The sequence below is a fragment of the Ideonella sp. FW305-24 genome (genome assembly GCF_058788035.1).
Genome location: NZ_JBYTAI010000009.1, coordinates 120573 through 135088 on the forward strand (window position 1 = coordinate 120573; position 14516 = coordinate 135088).

Here is a 14516-nt window from a genome sequence, read left to right on the forward strand (position 1 = left end):
TCAGCCGATCGCGGTGCCGATCCCGGGCGGCAGCATCTCACGCACCTGGGCCGCCAGCTTGGTCACGTCAATCGGCTTGGAGAGGTAGCCATCGCAGCCGGCTGCGCGCATGCGGGCGTCGTCGCCCTTCATCGCATAAGCGGTGAAGGCCACCAGCACGATGTGGCGCGTGGCCGGGTCGGACTTCAGCCGGCGCGCCAGTGTCAGCCCGTCCAGGCCAGGCATCTGGATGTCGAGCAGGATCAGGTCCGGCGGGTTGGCCTGCACCCGGTCCAGCGCGGCCAGGCCGTCCTCTGCAGCATCGACCTCCAGGCCATCGGCGCTGAGCACGTAGCTGGTGAGCTCGACGTTCATCGCGTTGTCGTCGACGATGAGGATGCGCGCGGCGCGGTGGGTGTCAACGGTCACAGCAGGTCTCCTTCGGTCAAGGCCACCACAGGCGGCCGCCAGCGCCGCAACGCGCCCAGGGTGTCGGCCAGTGCACCGCCGCCCTTGCCAAGCACGGCACGGGCCGAGGTGGCCAGCCGGCCGTACTCGTCGTCGGTCAGCACCATGCTGGTCCACACCAGCACCGGCAGTTCGCGCCAGGTGGGCAGGCGCTGCAAGGCGTCCAGCATCTCGAAGCCGTCGAAGCCCGGCATCATCAGGTCCAGGATCAAGGCATCCGGCCGGTGCTGCGACAGGCTTTCCAGCGCTTCCCGCCCATCGGCGAGGCAGACAGCATCAATGCCCAGCTGGGCCAGCGACGAACGCATCAGCGCCAGCGCCAGCGGGTCGTCGTCCACCACCATCAGCCGTGGCCGGCGGCTGACCGGCAGCGCCAGCCGGCCCAGCGCCTGTGACAGCTCGCCATTCTGCAGCGGCTTGGCCAGCAGGTCGGCGACGGGGAAGCTCGCGGTCTCGCCGGTGTCTCCCGCCGGCATGCTCAGCGCCAGCACCGGCGCGCTGCGGCTGGGGCCGGACTCGCGGATGCGGGCCAGCACGCTCAGGCCGCCACGCCCCGACAGGCGCAGCGCCAGCAAGATGGCGTCATAGGCCTGCTGGCTGGCCTGGGCCACGGCTTCCACGGCATTGGCTGCCGCGTCGACCAGGAAACCGGTGTCGGCCAGGCTGCGCACCAGCCGCGGATCGCTCTCGATGACCAGCAGCCGGTGGCTGGCTGGCGGGAGCATCAGGCCGTCGGCAGGATCGGGTTTCACGCGCGGCAGCACCAGGTGGAACACGCTGCCGGCACCCAGCGTGCTGCGCACGCCCACGCGGCCACCCTGGGCCTGCACCAGCCGGCGGGTCAGTGCCAGGCCCAGGCCGGTGCCGGCGTGCTGCTTGTTGTAGCCGGTGTCCAGCTGCTGGAATTCGGCGAACAGGCGCGGCAGGTCGGCCTCGGCAATGCCGATGCCTGTGTCCTCCACCTCCAGCCGGAAATGCGCCGGGCCCTCGGGGCGCGTGCGGATGGTGACCTGCCCGCCTTCAGTCGTGAACTTGATGGCGTTGGACAGGTAGTTGTAGAGCACCTGCTTGAGCCGGCCCGGGTCCAGATCCACCGTGTCCACTGCCGGGTCCAGGTCCAGCATGAGGCGCAACTGCTTGCGCTGCATGCCAGGCTGCAGCACGTCGCAGACCTCTCGCACCAGCGGTGCCAGCGCCAGCTGCTGCGGGAAAAACTCGAACTTGCCGGACTCGACCTTGGACAGGTCCAGCACGTCGTTGATCAGCTGCAGCAAGTGCCGGCCGCTGGCCGCGATGTGGCCGAGGAACTCGCGGTTCTTGGGCGACTGCGCCGGTACTGCGCCGCTGTGCAGCAGGTCGGCAAAGCCGATCACCGCGTTCAGCGGCGTGCGCAGTTCGTGCGACATGTTGGCCAGGAACTGGCTCTTGAGCCGGCTGGCGGTCTGGATCTGCTGGTTCTCGGCTTCCAGCCGCATGGCCTTCTGGCGCGCTTCCTGCGCCAGCTTGTGCTGGGTGATGTCGGTCACGATGCCCAGCATGCGGCCGGCCGTGCCGCTGTCGTGCAGCAGCCCGGCCTGCAGGCTGATCCAGTGCACGCTGCCGTCTGGCCAGCGCACGCGGCATTCGGCCTGCCAGTCGCCTTGCTGCTCGACGGCGGCGCTGAAACTCGCCTGCAGCTCGGGCCGGTCTTCCGGGTGCACATGGGCCAGCAGCGTGTTGAAGGACCACGAAGGCTGCAGCTGGCTGTAGCCGAAGCAGCGGTCATGGCGGATCGAGCGCCGGGTGGCGCCGGTCGCCAGGTCCATGTCCCATTCGCCGATCTGGGCCGAATCGAGCGCCAGCCGCAGCCGGGCGTCGCTCTCGCGCAGCGCGGCCTCGGCGCGCCGCTGCGGGCTCAGGTCGCGCACGATCTTGGCGCTGCCCACGACCCGACCGGAAGGGTCGCGCAGCGGCGAGACGCTGACCGAAACCTCGAAGTGGCGACCGCCCTTGGCCCGGGCCACGGTGTCGAACGGCGGCACGCTGTGGCCCGAGGCAATGTCGGCGAGCATGTGCGGCTCGGCCATCGCGTGTTCGGGGTTGGCAATGACCTGCACCGGCTGGCCCATGACCTCACGGGCGGTGTAGCCGAACAGGGTTTCGGCAGCATGGTTCCAGCTGGTGACCCGGCCATCCAGCGACTTGCTGACGATGGCGTCGATGGACGAGTCGACGATGGCGGCCAGCCGCAGCCGCTCGGCTTCGATCTCCTCGATCTGCGTCAGGTCCCGGAACACCAGCGTCATGCCGCGCTGCTCGCCACCTTCACCGTCTTTCGGGGCCAGCGTGGCGCGCACTTCCAGCGGGGTCAGGCTGCCGTTGCGCGAGCGGATCAGGTCATGCCGGGTCACCGGGCCGGCCGTGGCCAGCAGGCTGCGCACCACCTCCACCGGATTCTCGCCGGTGAGGGCCTCGTCGCGTCCTTCGCGCACCAGCACGTCCCACAGCACGCGGCCGCGTGCCTCCGCGTCCGACCAGCCGGTGACCCGCTCGGCGACCTCGTTCATGCGGGTCACCTTGCCCTGCGCATCGGTGACGATGAAACCGGCGCCGATGCTGTCCAGCGTCAGGGCCACGCTTTGCTCGATGCCTGCCAGGTGCTGCTCGGCGCTGCGGCGCTTGCTGACCTCAGCCTCCAACGAACTGACCGCGCTGCGCAGCTGCGCTGCCGACGGGATGCGCAAGGCGCGTGGCAGCAGCACCCAGAGGGCAACGGCGGTGACGACCGAGATGGCCGCGGTGAAGACCTTGGCCAGCACCTGCAGCCCGTAATCGGCCTGCCAGATGGTCCACACGTCCATCACATGCGTGATGCCGCAGGCAAAGATGAAGGCGCTGAACAGCCAGGCCACCGGGCGGTAGCCGATGTCCGGGCGCTTGCGGTAGAAGCTGACGATGGCCAGCGGAATGGAGAAATACGCCGCCGCGATCAACCCATCGGCCAGCACCATCGGCCACAGCAGGCCCGGCGCCCAGGTGAAGCAGTAGCCGTGCGGCAGGAAGCCGTTGCGTCCGAGCAAAGACAGCAGGAAATCCATGACAGCCCTTCTGTTCACCCCCTGACCCGCCGCCGTGCGTCGGGCCTCCCCTGGAGGTCATGTGCCTCGTGACGGCCGTGAGGCAGTCCGCCAGACATGGTCTGCCGCGGCAAGGCTGCGGTCAATCGCTGCAGCGGCCGGGATCCCGTGTGCTGCCAAAAAATCGCAAAAAAGAGACTGTGCCGGGCACCCGGGCGGGTATCCCGGCGGGTATCCGGCACAAGGCCCGTCGCGGCGCGATGCCAGCGCGATGCCGCTGTCACAGACCAAAGGCTTCAGCCCATGTGCAGGCCGCCATTGCAGGAGAAATCAGCACCGGTGGTGAAGCCGGAGTCTTCGCCCGCCAGCCAGGCGACGATGGCGCCGATCTCTTCGGGCGTGCCCAGGCGCTTGACCGGGATCGTCGCGACGATGCGCTCCAGCACCTCGGGCTTGATGGCGCGGACCATGTCGGTGCCGATGTAGCCAGGGCTGACGGTGTTGACCGTCACGCCCTTGGCAGCCACTTCCTGCGCCAGCGCCATCGTGAAGCCGTGCATGCCGGCCTTGGCGGCCGAGTAGTTGGTCTGGCCGGCCTGGCCTTTTTCACCGTTGACCGACGAGATCTGGATCACCCGGCCCCAGCCGCGCTCGACCATGTCCGGCACCACCTGCTTGGTGACGTTGAACATCGAGTTCAGGTTGGTGTCGATGACGGCATGCCAGTCCTCGGGCGTCATCTTCAGGAACATGCGGTCACGGGTGATGCCGGCGTTGTTGACCAGGATGTCGATCGGACCGTGTTCGGCCTTGGCGGTCTTGAAGGCCTGCACGGTGGATTCCCAGTCGGCCACGTTGCCCACCGAGGCGTAGAACGTGAAGCCCAGCGCACGCTGTTCGTCCAGCCATTTGGTGAAGTCACGGCTGGGGCCGCAGCCGGCGATGACCTTCAGGCCGCTGTTGGCCAGGCGCTGGCAGATCGCGGTTCCGATGCCACCCATGCCACCGGTCACGTACGCTACTTTTTGAGTCATGTCTTTTATCTCCTGAGCTTGGATATCGAAGGGAAAGCAGCGGTTTCAAACCACTATCGCGCGTCGGCCCGGCCGCACACGTCCGTACATTCCCTGCGTCTCGCTGTGGTTCAACGCTCGACCGTCAGTGCAACACCCATGCCACCGCCAATGCACAGCGAGGCAATGCCCTTCTTCGCATCCCGGCGCTGCATCTCGTGCAGCAGCGTGACCAGGATGCGGGCACCGGATGCACCGATCGGGTGGCCGATGGCAATCGCGCCGCCGTTGACATTGACCTTGCTGGTGTCCCAGCCCATTTCCTGGTGCACCGCGCAGGCCTGCGCGGCAAAGGCTTCGTTGATCTCCAGCAGGTCCAGGTCGGCCGCCTTCCAGCCGGCGCGCGCCAGCGCCTTGCGCGCCGCCGGCACCGGGCCCATGCCCATGATGGACGGATCCAGCCCGGCGCTGGCATAGCTGGCAATGCGGGCCAGCGGTGTCAGGCCCAGCGCCGCGGCCTTGGCCGCCGTCATCACGACCACGCCGGCAGCGCCGTCGTTCAGGCCGGAGGCGTTGCCGGCTGTCACGGAACCAGCCTTGTCGAAGGCGGGGCGCAGGCCGGCGAGTGCGTCGGCGTTGGTCTTGCGGTTGATGAATTCGTCGGCATCAAAGACGATGGGGTCACCCTTCTTCTGCGCCAGGCTGACGCCGACGATCTCGTCCTTGAACCTGCCGGCGTCCTGCGCCGCGGCGGCCTTCTGCTGCGAGGCCAGCGCCAGTGCGTCCTGCGCTTCGCGGCTGATGCTGTACTGCCTGGCCACGTTCTCGGCGGTGATGCCCATGTGGTACTGGTTGTAGACGTCCCACAGGCCATCGGTGATCATGGTGTCGACCAGCTTCCAGTCGCCCATGCGCTGTCCATCGCGCGAGCCTGGCAGCACGTGGGGCGCCAGGCTCATGTTTTCCTGGCCACCGGCAATGATGATTTCGCTGTCACCGTCGCGGATGGCTTGCAGCGCCAGCATCACGGCCTTCAGGCCCGAGCCGCAGACCTTGTTGATGGTCATCGCCGGCACGCCGTTCGGCAGGCCGGACTTGATGACGGCCTGGCGCGCCGCGTTCTGGCCGGAGCCGGCGGTCAGCACCTGGCCGAGGATCACTTCGTTGACCTGTTCACCGGCCAGGCCGGTGCGGCGCAGCAGTTCCTTGATGACGGTGGCGCCCAACTCGGGGGCCGGGGTCTTGGCCAGGCTGCCGCCAAACTTGCCGACGGCAGTGCGGGTGGCGGCGACGATGACGATGTCGGTGGTCATGGGATGAGACTCCTTGCTGTGGATTCGGGCCGCGAGGCAAACGGCAACGCGCGGCGGTGACAGGGGTGATGGTGCTGAGGATGCGCGTTGGCAAGGCCTGCGGCCATCGGGTCAAGCGCGCTGTTTGACGTAGCGGCCAGGCGCCGGTTCGATGGCCTTGTGCTGCTTGCTGCCGGGGATTTTCGGGGCCTGCACCTGCTTGCCGGCATGGGTGGCGAGCCACTGGCTCCAGTCGGTCCACCAGCTGCCGCGATTTTCCTTGGCATGGGCCAGCCACTCATCGGCCGTGGGCGGCAGGCCTTCGTTGATCCAGTGGGAGCGCTTGCCGCTGGAAGGCGGGTTGATCACGCCGGCAATGTGGCCGGAGGCGCCCAGCACGAAGCGCTTGGGGCCTTTGAACACCTTGGTCGAACCATAGGCGCTCTTCCAAGGCACGATGTGATCTTCCTTCGAGCCGTAGAGGTACACCGGTGCCTTGATCAGCCCCAGGTCCAGCGGCACGCCGCAGACGGTCAGCTTGCCGGGCTGCTTCAGCTCGTCCTGCAGGTAGGTGTGGCGCAGGTACCAGCAGTACATCGGGCCCGGCAGGTTGGTCGAGTCGCTGTTCCAGTACAGCAGGTCGAACGGCGGCGGCATCTCGCCCTTCAGGTAGTTGCCGACGACGTAGTTCCACACCAGGTCGTTGGGCCTCAGGAAGCTGAAGGTGGTGGCCAGTTCCTGGCCCTTGAGCAGCCCGGGGCCGCCCGGCGCTTCGGCGCCCAGCGTCATCTCGCGCAGCTGCACCGAAGATTCGTCGACGAACAGGTCCAGCACGCCGGTGTCGGAGAAATCGACAAAGGTGGTCAGCAGCGTGACCGAGGCGGCCGGTTGCTCGCCGCGCGCCGCCAGCACGCCCAAAGCGGTCGCCAGCAAGGTGCCGCCCACGCAGAAGCCCAGCGTGTCCAAGGTCTTGGCGCCGGTGATCTCCTGCACCGTGCGCAGCGCCTGGATCGCCCCCTGCTCGACGTAGTCGTCCCAGGTGTGGGCGCGCATGCTGTCATCCGGGTTGCGCCAGCTGACGACAAACACCCGGTGGCCTTGCGAGACGGTGTAGCGGATCAGCGAGTTGTCTGGTTGCAGGTCCAGGATGTAGTACTTGTTGATGCAGGGCGGCACGAACAGCATCGGCCGCTCGAAGACGGTGGCCGTCAGCGGCTTGTATTCGATCAGCTGGAAAAACGCGTTTTCGAACACCACCGAGCCTTCGGTGGTGGCCACATTGCGGCCAACCTCGAACAGGCTCTCGTCGGTCTGCGAGACATGGCCTTGCTGCAGGTCATGGAACAGCTGGCGCAGGCCTTGCGCAATGCTCTCGCCGCGGCTCTCCAGCGCCTTGCGCTGGACCTCGGGGTTCAGCGCGATGAAGTTGCTCGGGCTGGCCGCGTCTATCCACTGCTGCACCGCGAAGCGCACGCGGGCGCGGGTCTTGTCATCGCCCTGCAGCGCATCGGCCAGCTGCAGCATCATGCGGCTGTTCAGCAGGTACATCTGCGCGGTGAAGGCATTGCCCGGGTGGCTGCCCCAGTCCTTTGCGGCAAAGCGCCTGTCGGTGATGGCCAGCGGCTTGGCCTCGGCCGGTGCTTCGCCTGCACCGCCTGCGCCCCTGGTCAGCACGCTGTTCCAGATGGCCGTGGCCTGTTGCAGATAATCGTCGCGCAACTGCGTCAGCGCGGGTGCCGACACGCTGATGCCGGACCACGATTTCAGCAGGTTGCCGACGGCATGGCCAAAGGCATCGGCGTGCGCTTGCGCCTGGGCACCCATGTCTTCGAACGACGACGGGGTAAAACGCTTGTTCAACGGCTTGTCTCCTGTTGATCAGCCCGGCGGTCACTTGCCGCATGCGGCAAGGCCGGAGGCCCTGATGCAGCTTACCGCAGCAAGGCCTTGATTTCCGTTAAGCGATATTGCGAATCACATCCCGAAAAATGCACATCGTCGCTGCCGCCTGGATCTTCGTCGCGCTGATGATGGCGCTGGCCGAGGCCACCGCCACCGAGGGCAGCGTGCTGGGCGCGCTTTTCACCTTCTTGTTATACGGCGTGATGCCACTGGCCATCTTGCTCTATGTCATGGGCGCACCCATGCGACGGCGTGCTCGCAGACTGGCCGAACAGCAACAGTGGGAGGCCGAGCGCGCCGCGCAGCCCGGTCCGGCTGGCAAGCCGTCTGTCAACCCTTCTGTCAACGATCGCGCGGCCCCGGCGCCCGATTGAAGGCGGGCGACTCAGCGTCGCCAGATGGCCGCAGCGTGCCGGCCGGTCACACCGGTGTCACGCCGATAGGAGTAGAAGCGCACGGCATCGCTCGCGGTGCACCACTGGCCCCCGCCGATCTGCTGCACGCCAGCCGCACGCAGCCGTCGGCGCGCCAGGCCCGGCAGGTCGGCCCACCATTTCGGCGGCAAGCCTTCCGGCGTGGCAACTGGCCGGAAGCAGGGGTCGCCCGGTTCGGCGCCGAACGCGATGCGCACCTCGTCTCCCACCTCGAAGCGCTGCGGCCCGATGCAAGCGCCCAGCCAGGTCGTCACTTCCGAGGGCTTGCAGCCCGCGGCTTCACAGAGCGCCGCCAGCGTGGCCTGCAGCACACCACCCGCCAGCCCGCGCCAACCCGCGTGCGCAGCGCCCACCGCCCGCCCCTGCGGCGCCGAAAACAGCACCGGCAGGCAGTCGGCCACCAGCACCGTGCAGGCCAGGCCGCGCTCGGTGGTGATGCTGGCGTCGGCTTGCCAGAACTCGGTCGACCGGCCTTGCGCGTCCACCGGAGTTTCACCGGCCCGCAGGTGCACCACCCGCGTGCCGTGCACCTGGTCCAGGTAGACAGGCTTGGCGCCGCCCAGCGCGGCGGCAAAACGCTGCTGGTTGCGCCAGATCGACTCGGGCACGTCGAGGTTGTCGCCGCGCAGGCCCGGTGGCCGCAGGTTCAGGCTGGCCCACGGTCCAAGGCTGACGCCGCCGGCCCGGGTGCTCATCAACCCTGCAGCCTCCGCCGGCAAACCGCTGGCGTGCAGCCAGATCGAATCCGTCACCAACTCATTCGGCATCGGGACAGCGCGCTGGATGCGTCTCGCTGAACGCTGGCAAGGCCATGCAGGCGTCGAAGACCTTCATGACCTGCGGCACATGGTCCAGCCGGCACTGGAAACGCTGGGCGTTGAAGATCTGCGGCACCAGCACGCAGTCGACCAGCCCCGGCGTGTCGCCCATGCTGAAGCGGCCCGCCTGCACTTGCAACTGGCGCTCGACCGTGGCCAGGCCGGTCTCGGTCCAATGCCGGTACCAGCGGGTCTTGTCCTCTTCCGACAGGCCCAGGTCCTTGACCAGGTAGCGCAGCACGCGCAGGTTGTTCAGCGGGTGAATCTCGCAAGCCATGTCCAGCGCCAGCGCGCGGGCCTGGGCCCGGCCCAGCGGGTCCGCCGGCAGCAGCGGTGGCTCGGGGTGCGTCTCGTCCAGGTACTCGATGATGGCCAGCGACTGGTGCACCGAGGCTTCACCGTCGCGCAGCAGCGGCACCAGCCGGGTGGCCGACACGGCGGCGTAGGACTCGCCCATCTGCTCGCTGCGTGCCAGGTGCACCGGCTTGTAGTCATAGGCCAGGCCCTTGAGCGCCAACGCAATGCGCACCCGGTACGAGGCCGCCGAGCGGAAGTAGTTGTAGAGCTCCATCACGGGTTTCGTGTCACGCACCTGCAACGATCTCGACCACCAGGCTGCCCAGTCCGGTGATCTCGCAGCGCAGCGTGTCACCCACCTTGACCGCGCCAACCCCTGCCGGCGTGCCGGTGTAGATCAGGTCACCGGGCGCCAGTTCCCAGCCCTGGCTCAGCACCGCGATGGTCTCGCGCACGTTCCAGATCAGGTCCGACAGGTCGCCTCGCTGGCGCAGCTCGCCATTGACTTCCAGTGTGATCGCGCCGCTGGTCAGCTCGCCGGTGCTGGCGACCGGATGCAGCGGGCCGATGGGCGCGGACTGCTCGAAAGCCTTGCCGATCTCCCACGAGCGGCCCTGCTTCTTCATGTCGTTCTGCAGGTCGCGGCGGGTCATGTCCAGGCCGATGGCGTAGCCCCAGATGTGCTCGCCTGCGGCTTCGGCGCTGATGTCCTTGCCGCCCTTTCCGATGGCCACCACCAGTTCCACTTCGTGGTGCAGGCTGTGGGTCAGCGTCGGGTAGGCCATGTGGCCGGTCTCGCCCTGCGGCACGGCCAGGATCGCGTCGGCCGGCTTCATGAAGAAGAACGGCGGCTCGCGGCCGGTGGCACCCATCTCGATGGCGTGTTCGGCGTAGTTGCGGCCGACGCAATAGATGCGGCGAACCGGGAATTGATCGCTGCTGGTGCCGGCGACTGGCACGGTGATGACGGCGGGGGCGGGAAAGACAAGGCTCATGGCGGCACGGAGCCGGCGCCGTGGCGGCTACCGGCGGCAAATGAGGGGGAAAACGAAGGGTGGACGACGATGATGCCATGCAGCCGGCAAAGCGCTGCGGCCTGCCCGCTACACTGCAAAGCCATGCTGCTCGAGCGCTCCATTCGTCACTGCCGCGCCTGCGGTTCGCCCACCGCCTACATCGTGCCAGCGGACGACAGCCGGCCGCGCGCGGTTTGCAGCCAGTGCCACACCGTGCACTACGAAAACCCCCTCAACGTGGTGGGCACTGTGCCGGTCTGGCAGGACCAGGTGCTGCTGTGCCGCCGCGCCATCGAGCCGCGCTACGGCCTGTGGACGCTGCCGGCCGGGTTCATGGAGCTGGGCGAAACCACGGCCCAGGGTGCAGAACGCGAAACCGACGAAGAAGCCGGCGCGCAGATCGAGATGCAGGGCCTGTTCACCGTGCTGAGCGTGCCGCGCGTCGGCCAGGTGCACCTGTTCTACCTGGCCCGCATGCTGGACACCACGCTGAACCCCGGCCCCGAAACCCTGGAAGCCAAGCTCTTCCGCGAAGACGAAATCCCCTGGGACGAAATCGCCTTCCGCACCGTGCGCGACACCCTGCTGCACTACTTCGAAGACCGCAAGACCGGCCGCTTCGAGGTGCACACCGGCGACATCCTGTAGCTGCCCGCGTTTCGCGTCAGGAGCTGCCCGTCGCCGAATCGGGATGCCGCGCCCGCCAGGCGCGCATCGCCTGGCGGTACTCGTCCATTGCGAGGTCGTAGAGGTCGAACACGCAAGGGTCGCAGCCATTGCCGCAGCAGGCGTCCAGGTCGGGCTGGAACGGGGGCGTGGGCATCGGGTCGGCGTCGGGCGTCGGTGCGGCGTCCACGGCTGAGTTCGGTATGGTGGGTCGGCCCTCAGGCCGCCAGCGCGTCGGCCGGCACCGCGGCCGGGCCGGTGATGCCGTCGATGTTGCATTGCCACAGCGCGTCGGCGTCGGCGGCGTCGGCCACACCTTCGGCGTACACCTTCAGGTCAAGGCCGTGCAGCATGCGCACGCTGCTGGCCACGTGCTGGATGCGGGCGTCGTCGTGGGCCAGGCCTTCGGTCACGCTGGCGTCGAGCTTGATGAAGTCGAGTCCGGCCTCCAGCAGCACGCCGGGTTCGGCGATGTGTTCGCCAGCATGTTCCAGGCCGACACGGGCGCCGTGGGCGTGCGCCATGCTGACCAGTTCGCGCAGCAGGCGCAGTTCGTTGAACGCGCCGGCTTCATCCACTTCGAGCCACAGGCCGGGCGAGGCCGCGCGGTGCAGGTCCAGCAGGCTGCGCAGCTGCGGCATCAGCGCGCTGTCTTTCAGCGAGTGCGGGCTGAGGTTGACCGAACGGGGGATGCCGTCGCGGGCGATCGCGCGCAAGGCCAGGTCGGCAGCGACCAGATCGATGCGGGCGGTCAGCTGGGTGCGGCGCGCCATCGGCAACCACTTGGCTCCGGACAGGGGCTCCGCCCCTTCGTCGAGCTGCAGGCGCAGCGGGCATTCGCGCAGCAGCACGGCGCGGGACGCGTCGATCAGCGGGAATTCGACCAGGTGCGCGCGCTCTGCCGTCAACGCGGCTTCTATGCGCGAGCGCCAGCTGTCTTCGCCCAGCATCACGCCGTCACCGGTGTCGTCCAGTTCGACCGCAAATGCGCCCTTGGCCTCAGCCCGCGCCAGCGCCTGGTCGGCCGCGGCCAGCAGCGATGAAATGGGCGCGCCATGCCACCAGCGCACCGCGCCGACCACGGCCGAGACGCCGCCCAGCCGCTCGCGGCCGGACTCGCGCAACAGGCTGCGCAGCCGGGCCGAGACGTCCACCGCAGGTTCACGCAGGGACGCCGCTTCAGGCAGCAGCATCGCGAAGTCGGAGCCGTTCAGCCGGCCGACCTCGAAGGAACCGACACGCGTGGCGGAGTCGATGATCGCGTGGCCGGCATCGCGCAGCATCGCGTCGGTCGCCACGCGGCCCAGGCGGCGGTTCAGGCCCTGCAGGTCGCTGATGCGCACCAGCAGCAGCGCGCCACCGGCCACGCCGTCTTCCGAACTCAGCAGGCCCTTGAGCCGGCTCATGAAATGCGGCCGGTTGGAGACGCCGGTCAGCGGGTCGCAATTGGCCTGGCGGCGCAGCATCTCGACCTGGCCGGCCTGCTCGTCGAACATGGCCTTGAGGCGGTCGACCATCAGGTTCATCGCCCGGGTCACGTTGCGCAGCTCGGGCACCGAAGGTTCGCTGACGGTGATGAAGCGCCGCTCGGTCAAGGCCTGGGCCTGGCGCACCGTGGCTTCCAGCGGCACCCGGATGCGGCGCAGCAGCAGGTGGGCCAGCGCGCCGAGTGCAATCGCCAGCAGCGCAAACGCGGTCAGCGTGCGCAGCATGCCGCGCCACAGTTCGCGGTAGGCAAAGCGGGTGTTGCCCCGCACTTCCAGCGAGCCCACGCTGACGCCGTCGGCCACCACCGGCGCCAGGCCCTGGGTCACATTCAGCGACAGCAGGTCGGCAAACCAGTCCGGCACGCCATCGGCCATCGGCGGCGCTTCGCGCGACAGCAGCGTGCCGCCTTGCGGCGTGCGCAGCCGCAGGTGCTCGTAGAAGCCGATCTCGAACTGGCGGTCCAGCGTGGCGGCCATGCTTGGCAGGTCGCCATGCTGGCCCGCCAGCGTCTGGGCCAGCGATTGCGCGCTGTCGTGGTTCTTCATGGCCAGTTGCGTGGCCAGGTATTGCCGGGCCGACAACATGGACAGGCCGAAGGCGCCGGCAAAAGCCAGCGTCAGCGTCAGCAGCAGCAGCAACCAGACTTGGCGAATCAAACTCATGGGCAGGTTTCCGTTTCCTCTGTCGCCCTTATACCTTCTCCCGGCCGGCATCAAAGCTGCAAAATCGACGCAGAAACGGGGCATAACCCGCAGGCTTTGCGCATGCCCAGCGCGGTTCGTCCCAGTGAAACACGCGAATTTGGATAGACTCGGCGGGCTTTGGGCAGCGCCAGTCGCCGCCCGGCCCATTTTGTTGCTTGCCTGCCCACTTGCCACCTGACCGCCTGCCCATGCTGTTTGCCCGTGCCCCACTTGCGTCCCAGGCGATTCTTCACGCTGACCGGGCCGCCGGGCCGGTGCGAAGCCTGAGCTGTGGCTGGCTGCTGGCCCTGAGCGCGCTGGTCAGCCTGCCCGCAGGTGCACAGACCACCGCCCCGGCGGCGGCCTCAAAGCCGGCCGCGGCGTCACCCGAAGCAAGCGAAGTGCAGCGCCTGATCCGCGAAGGCCAGCACGCGCAGGCGCTCAAGCTGATCGACGAAACCCTGGCCCGCAATCCCAAGGACGCGCAGATGCGCTTTCGCCGCGGTGTCGCGCTGTCCATGCTGGACCGCAAGCAGGAGGCGCTGACGGTGTTCCAGAAGCTGGTCGAAGACCACCCGGACATGCCGGCGCCGTACAACAACATGGCCGTGATCTACGGCTCCATGGGTGACTACGACAAGGCCCGCGAAGCGCTGGACAAGGCGATCCGCACCAATCCAACCTACGCCACCGCCTACCAGAACCTCGGCGACGTCTACGCCCAGCTCGCCAGCCAGGCCTACAACAAGGCGCTGCAGCTGGACAAGACCGATGCCACCAGCGCGCCCAAGCTGGCACTGCTGCGTGAACTGACGGCCGCGCCCAATGTGGCCCCGCCGCCGATGCCGAGAAAAAAGCCGCCGGTCATCGCCGCTGCACCTGCCGTGGCCCCGTCGGTACCGGCACCAACACCAGCGATCGCGCCTTCCGTTGCCGCCGCACCGGCCAGCACGGCGGTGGCCGTGGCCAAGCCGAAACCGGAACCCGCCAAGGTTGAAGCCACCAAACCTGAAGTGGCCAAGCCGACGCAAGCCGTCGCACCGGAAGGCCAGGCCGAGGTCGAGGCCGCCGTCAAGGCCTGGGCCACCGCCTGGAGCAGCCGTGACATGAGCGGCTATTTCGCAGCCTACGCGCCGGACTTCAAGGGCCAGGCCGCCTCCCGCAAGGCCTGGGAACAGGACCGCGAGGCCCGCATCGCGCCGCGCAAGAAGATCCGCGTCGAGCTGGCGGACATGAGCGTGCAGGTCAAGGGCAATCAGGCCACGGTGCGATTCCGCCAGGCCTACAGCTCGGACACTTTGAGCACGACAGGTCGCAAAACGCTGGAAATGCAGCGCTCGGATCACGGAAAATGGCAGATCAAGCAAGAGTCCGTCGGCGGGTGACCCTGCCCGCGACCGGCCC

13 protein-coding genes are annotated in these 14516 nt (G+C 68.1%); 3 read left to right on the forward strand and 10 right to left on the reverse strand.

The features are described from left to right. The 5 genes from AC3WR5_RS22710 to phaC form a co-directional block, all read right to left on the reverse strand. Nucleotides 1-408 (reverse strand): response regulator, encoded by a 408-nt coding sequence (locus tag AC3WR5_RS22710; protein WP_231011157.1) that lies wholly within the window; start codon nt 406-408, stop codon nt 1-3. Next, a complete protein-coding gene (locus tag AC3WR5_RS22715; protein WP_492487363.1) occupies nt 405-3524 on the reverse strand; it encodes a PAS domain S-box protein in 3120 nt (1039 codons plus the stop codon). The genes AC3WR5_RS22710 and AC3WR5_RS22715 overlap by 4 nt, the downstream gene beginning before the upstream one ends. Before the next feature lie 275 nt (nt 3525-3799). Continuing rightward, complete coding sequence (gene phbB, locus AC3WR5_RS22720; protein ID WP_141288396.1) at nt 3800-4537, reverse strand: acetoacetyl-CoA reductase; 738 nt, start codon at nt 4535-4537, stop codon at nt 3800-3802. Between the two features lie 110 nt (nt 4538-4647). Then, complete coding sequence (locus tag AC3WR5_RS22725) at nt 4648-5829, reverse strand: acetyl-CoA C-acetyltransferase (protein ID WP_492487365.1); 1182 nt, start codon at nt 5827-5829, stop codon at nt 4648-4650. A gap of 111 nt (nt 5830-5940) precedes the next feature. Beyond that, nucleotides 5941-7632 carry a class I poly(R)-hydroxyalkanoic acid synthase gene (gene phaC, locus AC3WR5_RS22730; protein ID WP_492487492.1) on the reverse strand — a complete coding sequence of 564 codons (1692 nt, stop codon included), beginning with the start codon at nt 7630-7632 and terminating at the stop codon, nt 5941-5943. A gap of 164 nt (nt 7633-7796) precedes the next feature. Here phaC and AC3WR5_RS22735 point away from each other — a divergent pair, with 164 nt between their 5' ends. Further along, nucleotides 7797-8084 carry a hypothetical protein gene (locus tag AC3WR5_RS22735; RefSeq protein ID WP_492487367.1) on the forward strand — a complete coding sequence of 96 codons (288 nt, stop codon included), beginning with the start codon at nt 7797-7799 and terminating at the stop codon, nt 8082-8084. 11 nt (nt 8085-8095) lie between these two features. Here the strand turns inward: AC3WR5_RS22735 and pgeF are convergent, their stop codons facing one another. Genes pgeF through AC3WR5_RS22750 form a run of 3 tightly spaced genes read right to left on the reverse strand, consistent with a single transcriptional unit; the run spans nt 8096 to nt 10254 of the window. After that, a complete protein-coding gene (pgeF, locus tag AC3WR5_RS22740; protein WP_492487369.1) occupies nt 8096-8911 on the reverse strand; it encodes a peptidoglycan editing factor PgeF in 816 nt (271 codons plus the stop codon). Then, complete coding sequence (gene maiA / locus AC3WR5_RS22745; protein ID WP_141290372.1) at nt 8901-9533, reverse strand: maleylacetoacetate isomerase; 633 nt, start codon at nt 9531-9533, stop codon at nt 8901-8903. The genes pgeF and maiA overlap by 11 nt, the downstream gene beginning before the upstream one ends. A 13-nt stretch (nt 9534-9546) precedes the next feature. Next, nucleotides 9547-10254, reverse strand: a complete 708-nt coding sequence (locus tag AC3WR5_RS22750) for a fumarylacetoacetate hydrolase family protein (RefSeq protein ID WP_492487371.1) — start codon at nt 10252-10254, stop codon at nt 9547-9549. A 123-nt stretch (nt 10255-10377) separates the two neighbouring features. On the opposite strand from AC3WR5_RS22750, the gene AC3WR5_RS22755 reads away from it, so the two are divergent. Then, on the forward strand, nt 10378-10923 hold the full coding sequence (locus AC3WR5_RS22755) for an NUDIX hydrolase (RefSeq protein ID WP_141290366.1): 546 nt from the start codon (nt 10378-10380) through the stop codon (nt 10921-10923). Nucleotides 10924-10939: 16 nt separating this feature from the next. On the opposite strand, the gene AC3WR5_RS22760 is transcribed toward AC3WR5_RS22755, so the two are convergent. Together AC3WR5_RS22760 and AC3WR5_RS22765 are read right to left on the reverse strand one after the other, a co-directional pair. Then, on the reverse strand, nt 10940-11098 hold the full coding sequence (locus tag AC3WR5_RS22760; RefSeq protein WP_141290368.1) for an oxidoreductase-like domain-containing protein: 159 nt from the start codon (nt 11096-11098) through the stop codon (nt 10940-10942). Between the two features lie 61 nt (nt 11099-11159). Next, nucleotides 11160-13091, reverse strand: coding sequence for a bifunctional diguanylate cyclase/phosphodiesterase (locus AC3WR5_RS22765; RefSeq protein ID WP_231011160.1), 1932 nt, complete (start codon nt 13089-13091; stop codon nt 11160-11162). 230 nt (nt 13092-13321) lie between these two features. Here AC3WR5_RS22765 and AC3WR5_RS22770 point away from each other — a divergent pair, with 230 nt between their 5' ends. Continuing rightward, nucleotides 13322-14497, forward strand: coding sequence for a YybH family protein (locus tag AC3WR5_RS22770; RefSeq protein WP_492487373.1), 1176 nt, complete (start codon nt 13322-13324; stop codon nt 14495-14497). The last annotated feature ends 19 nt before the right edge of the window (nt 14498-14516 follow it).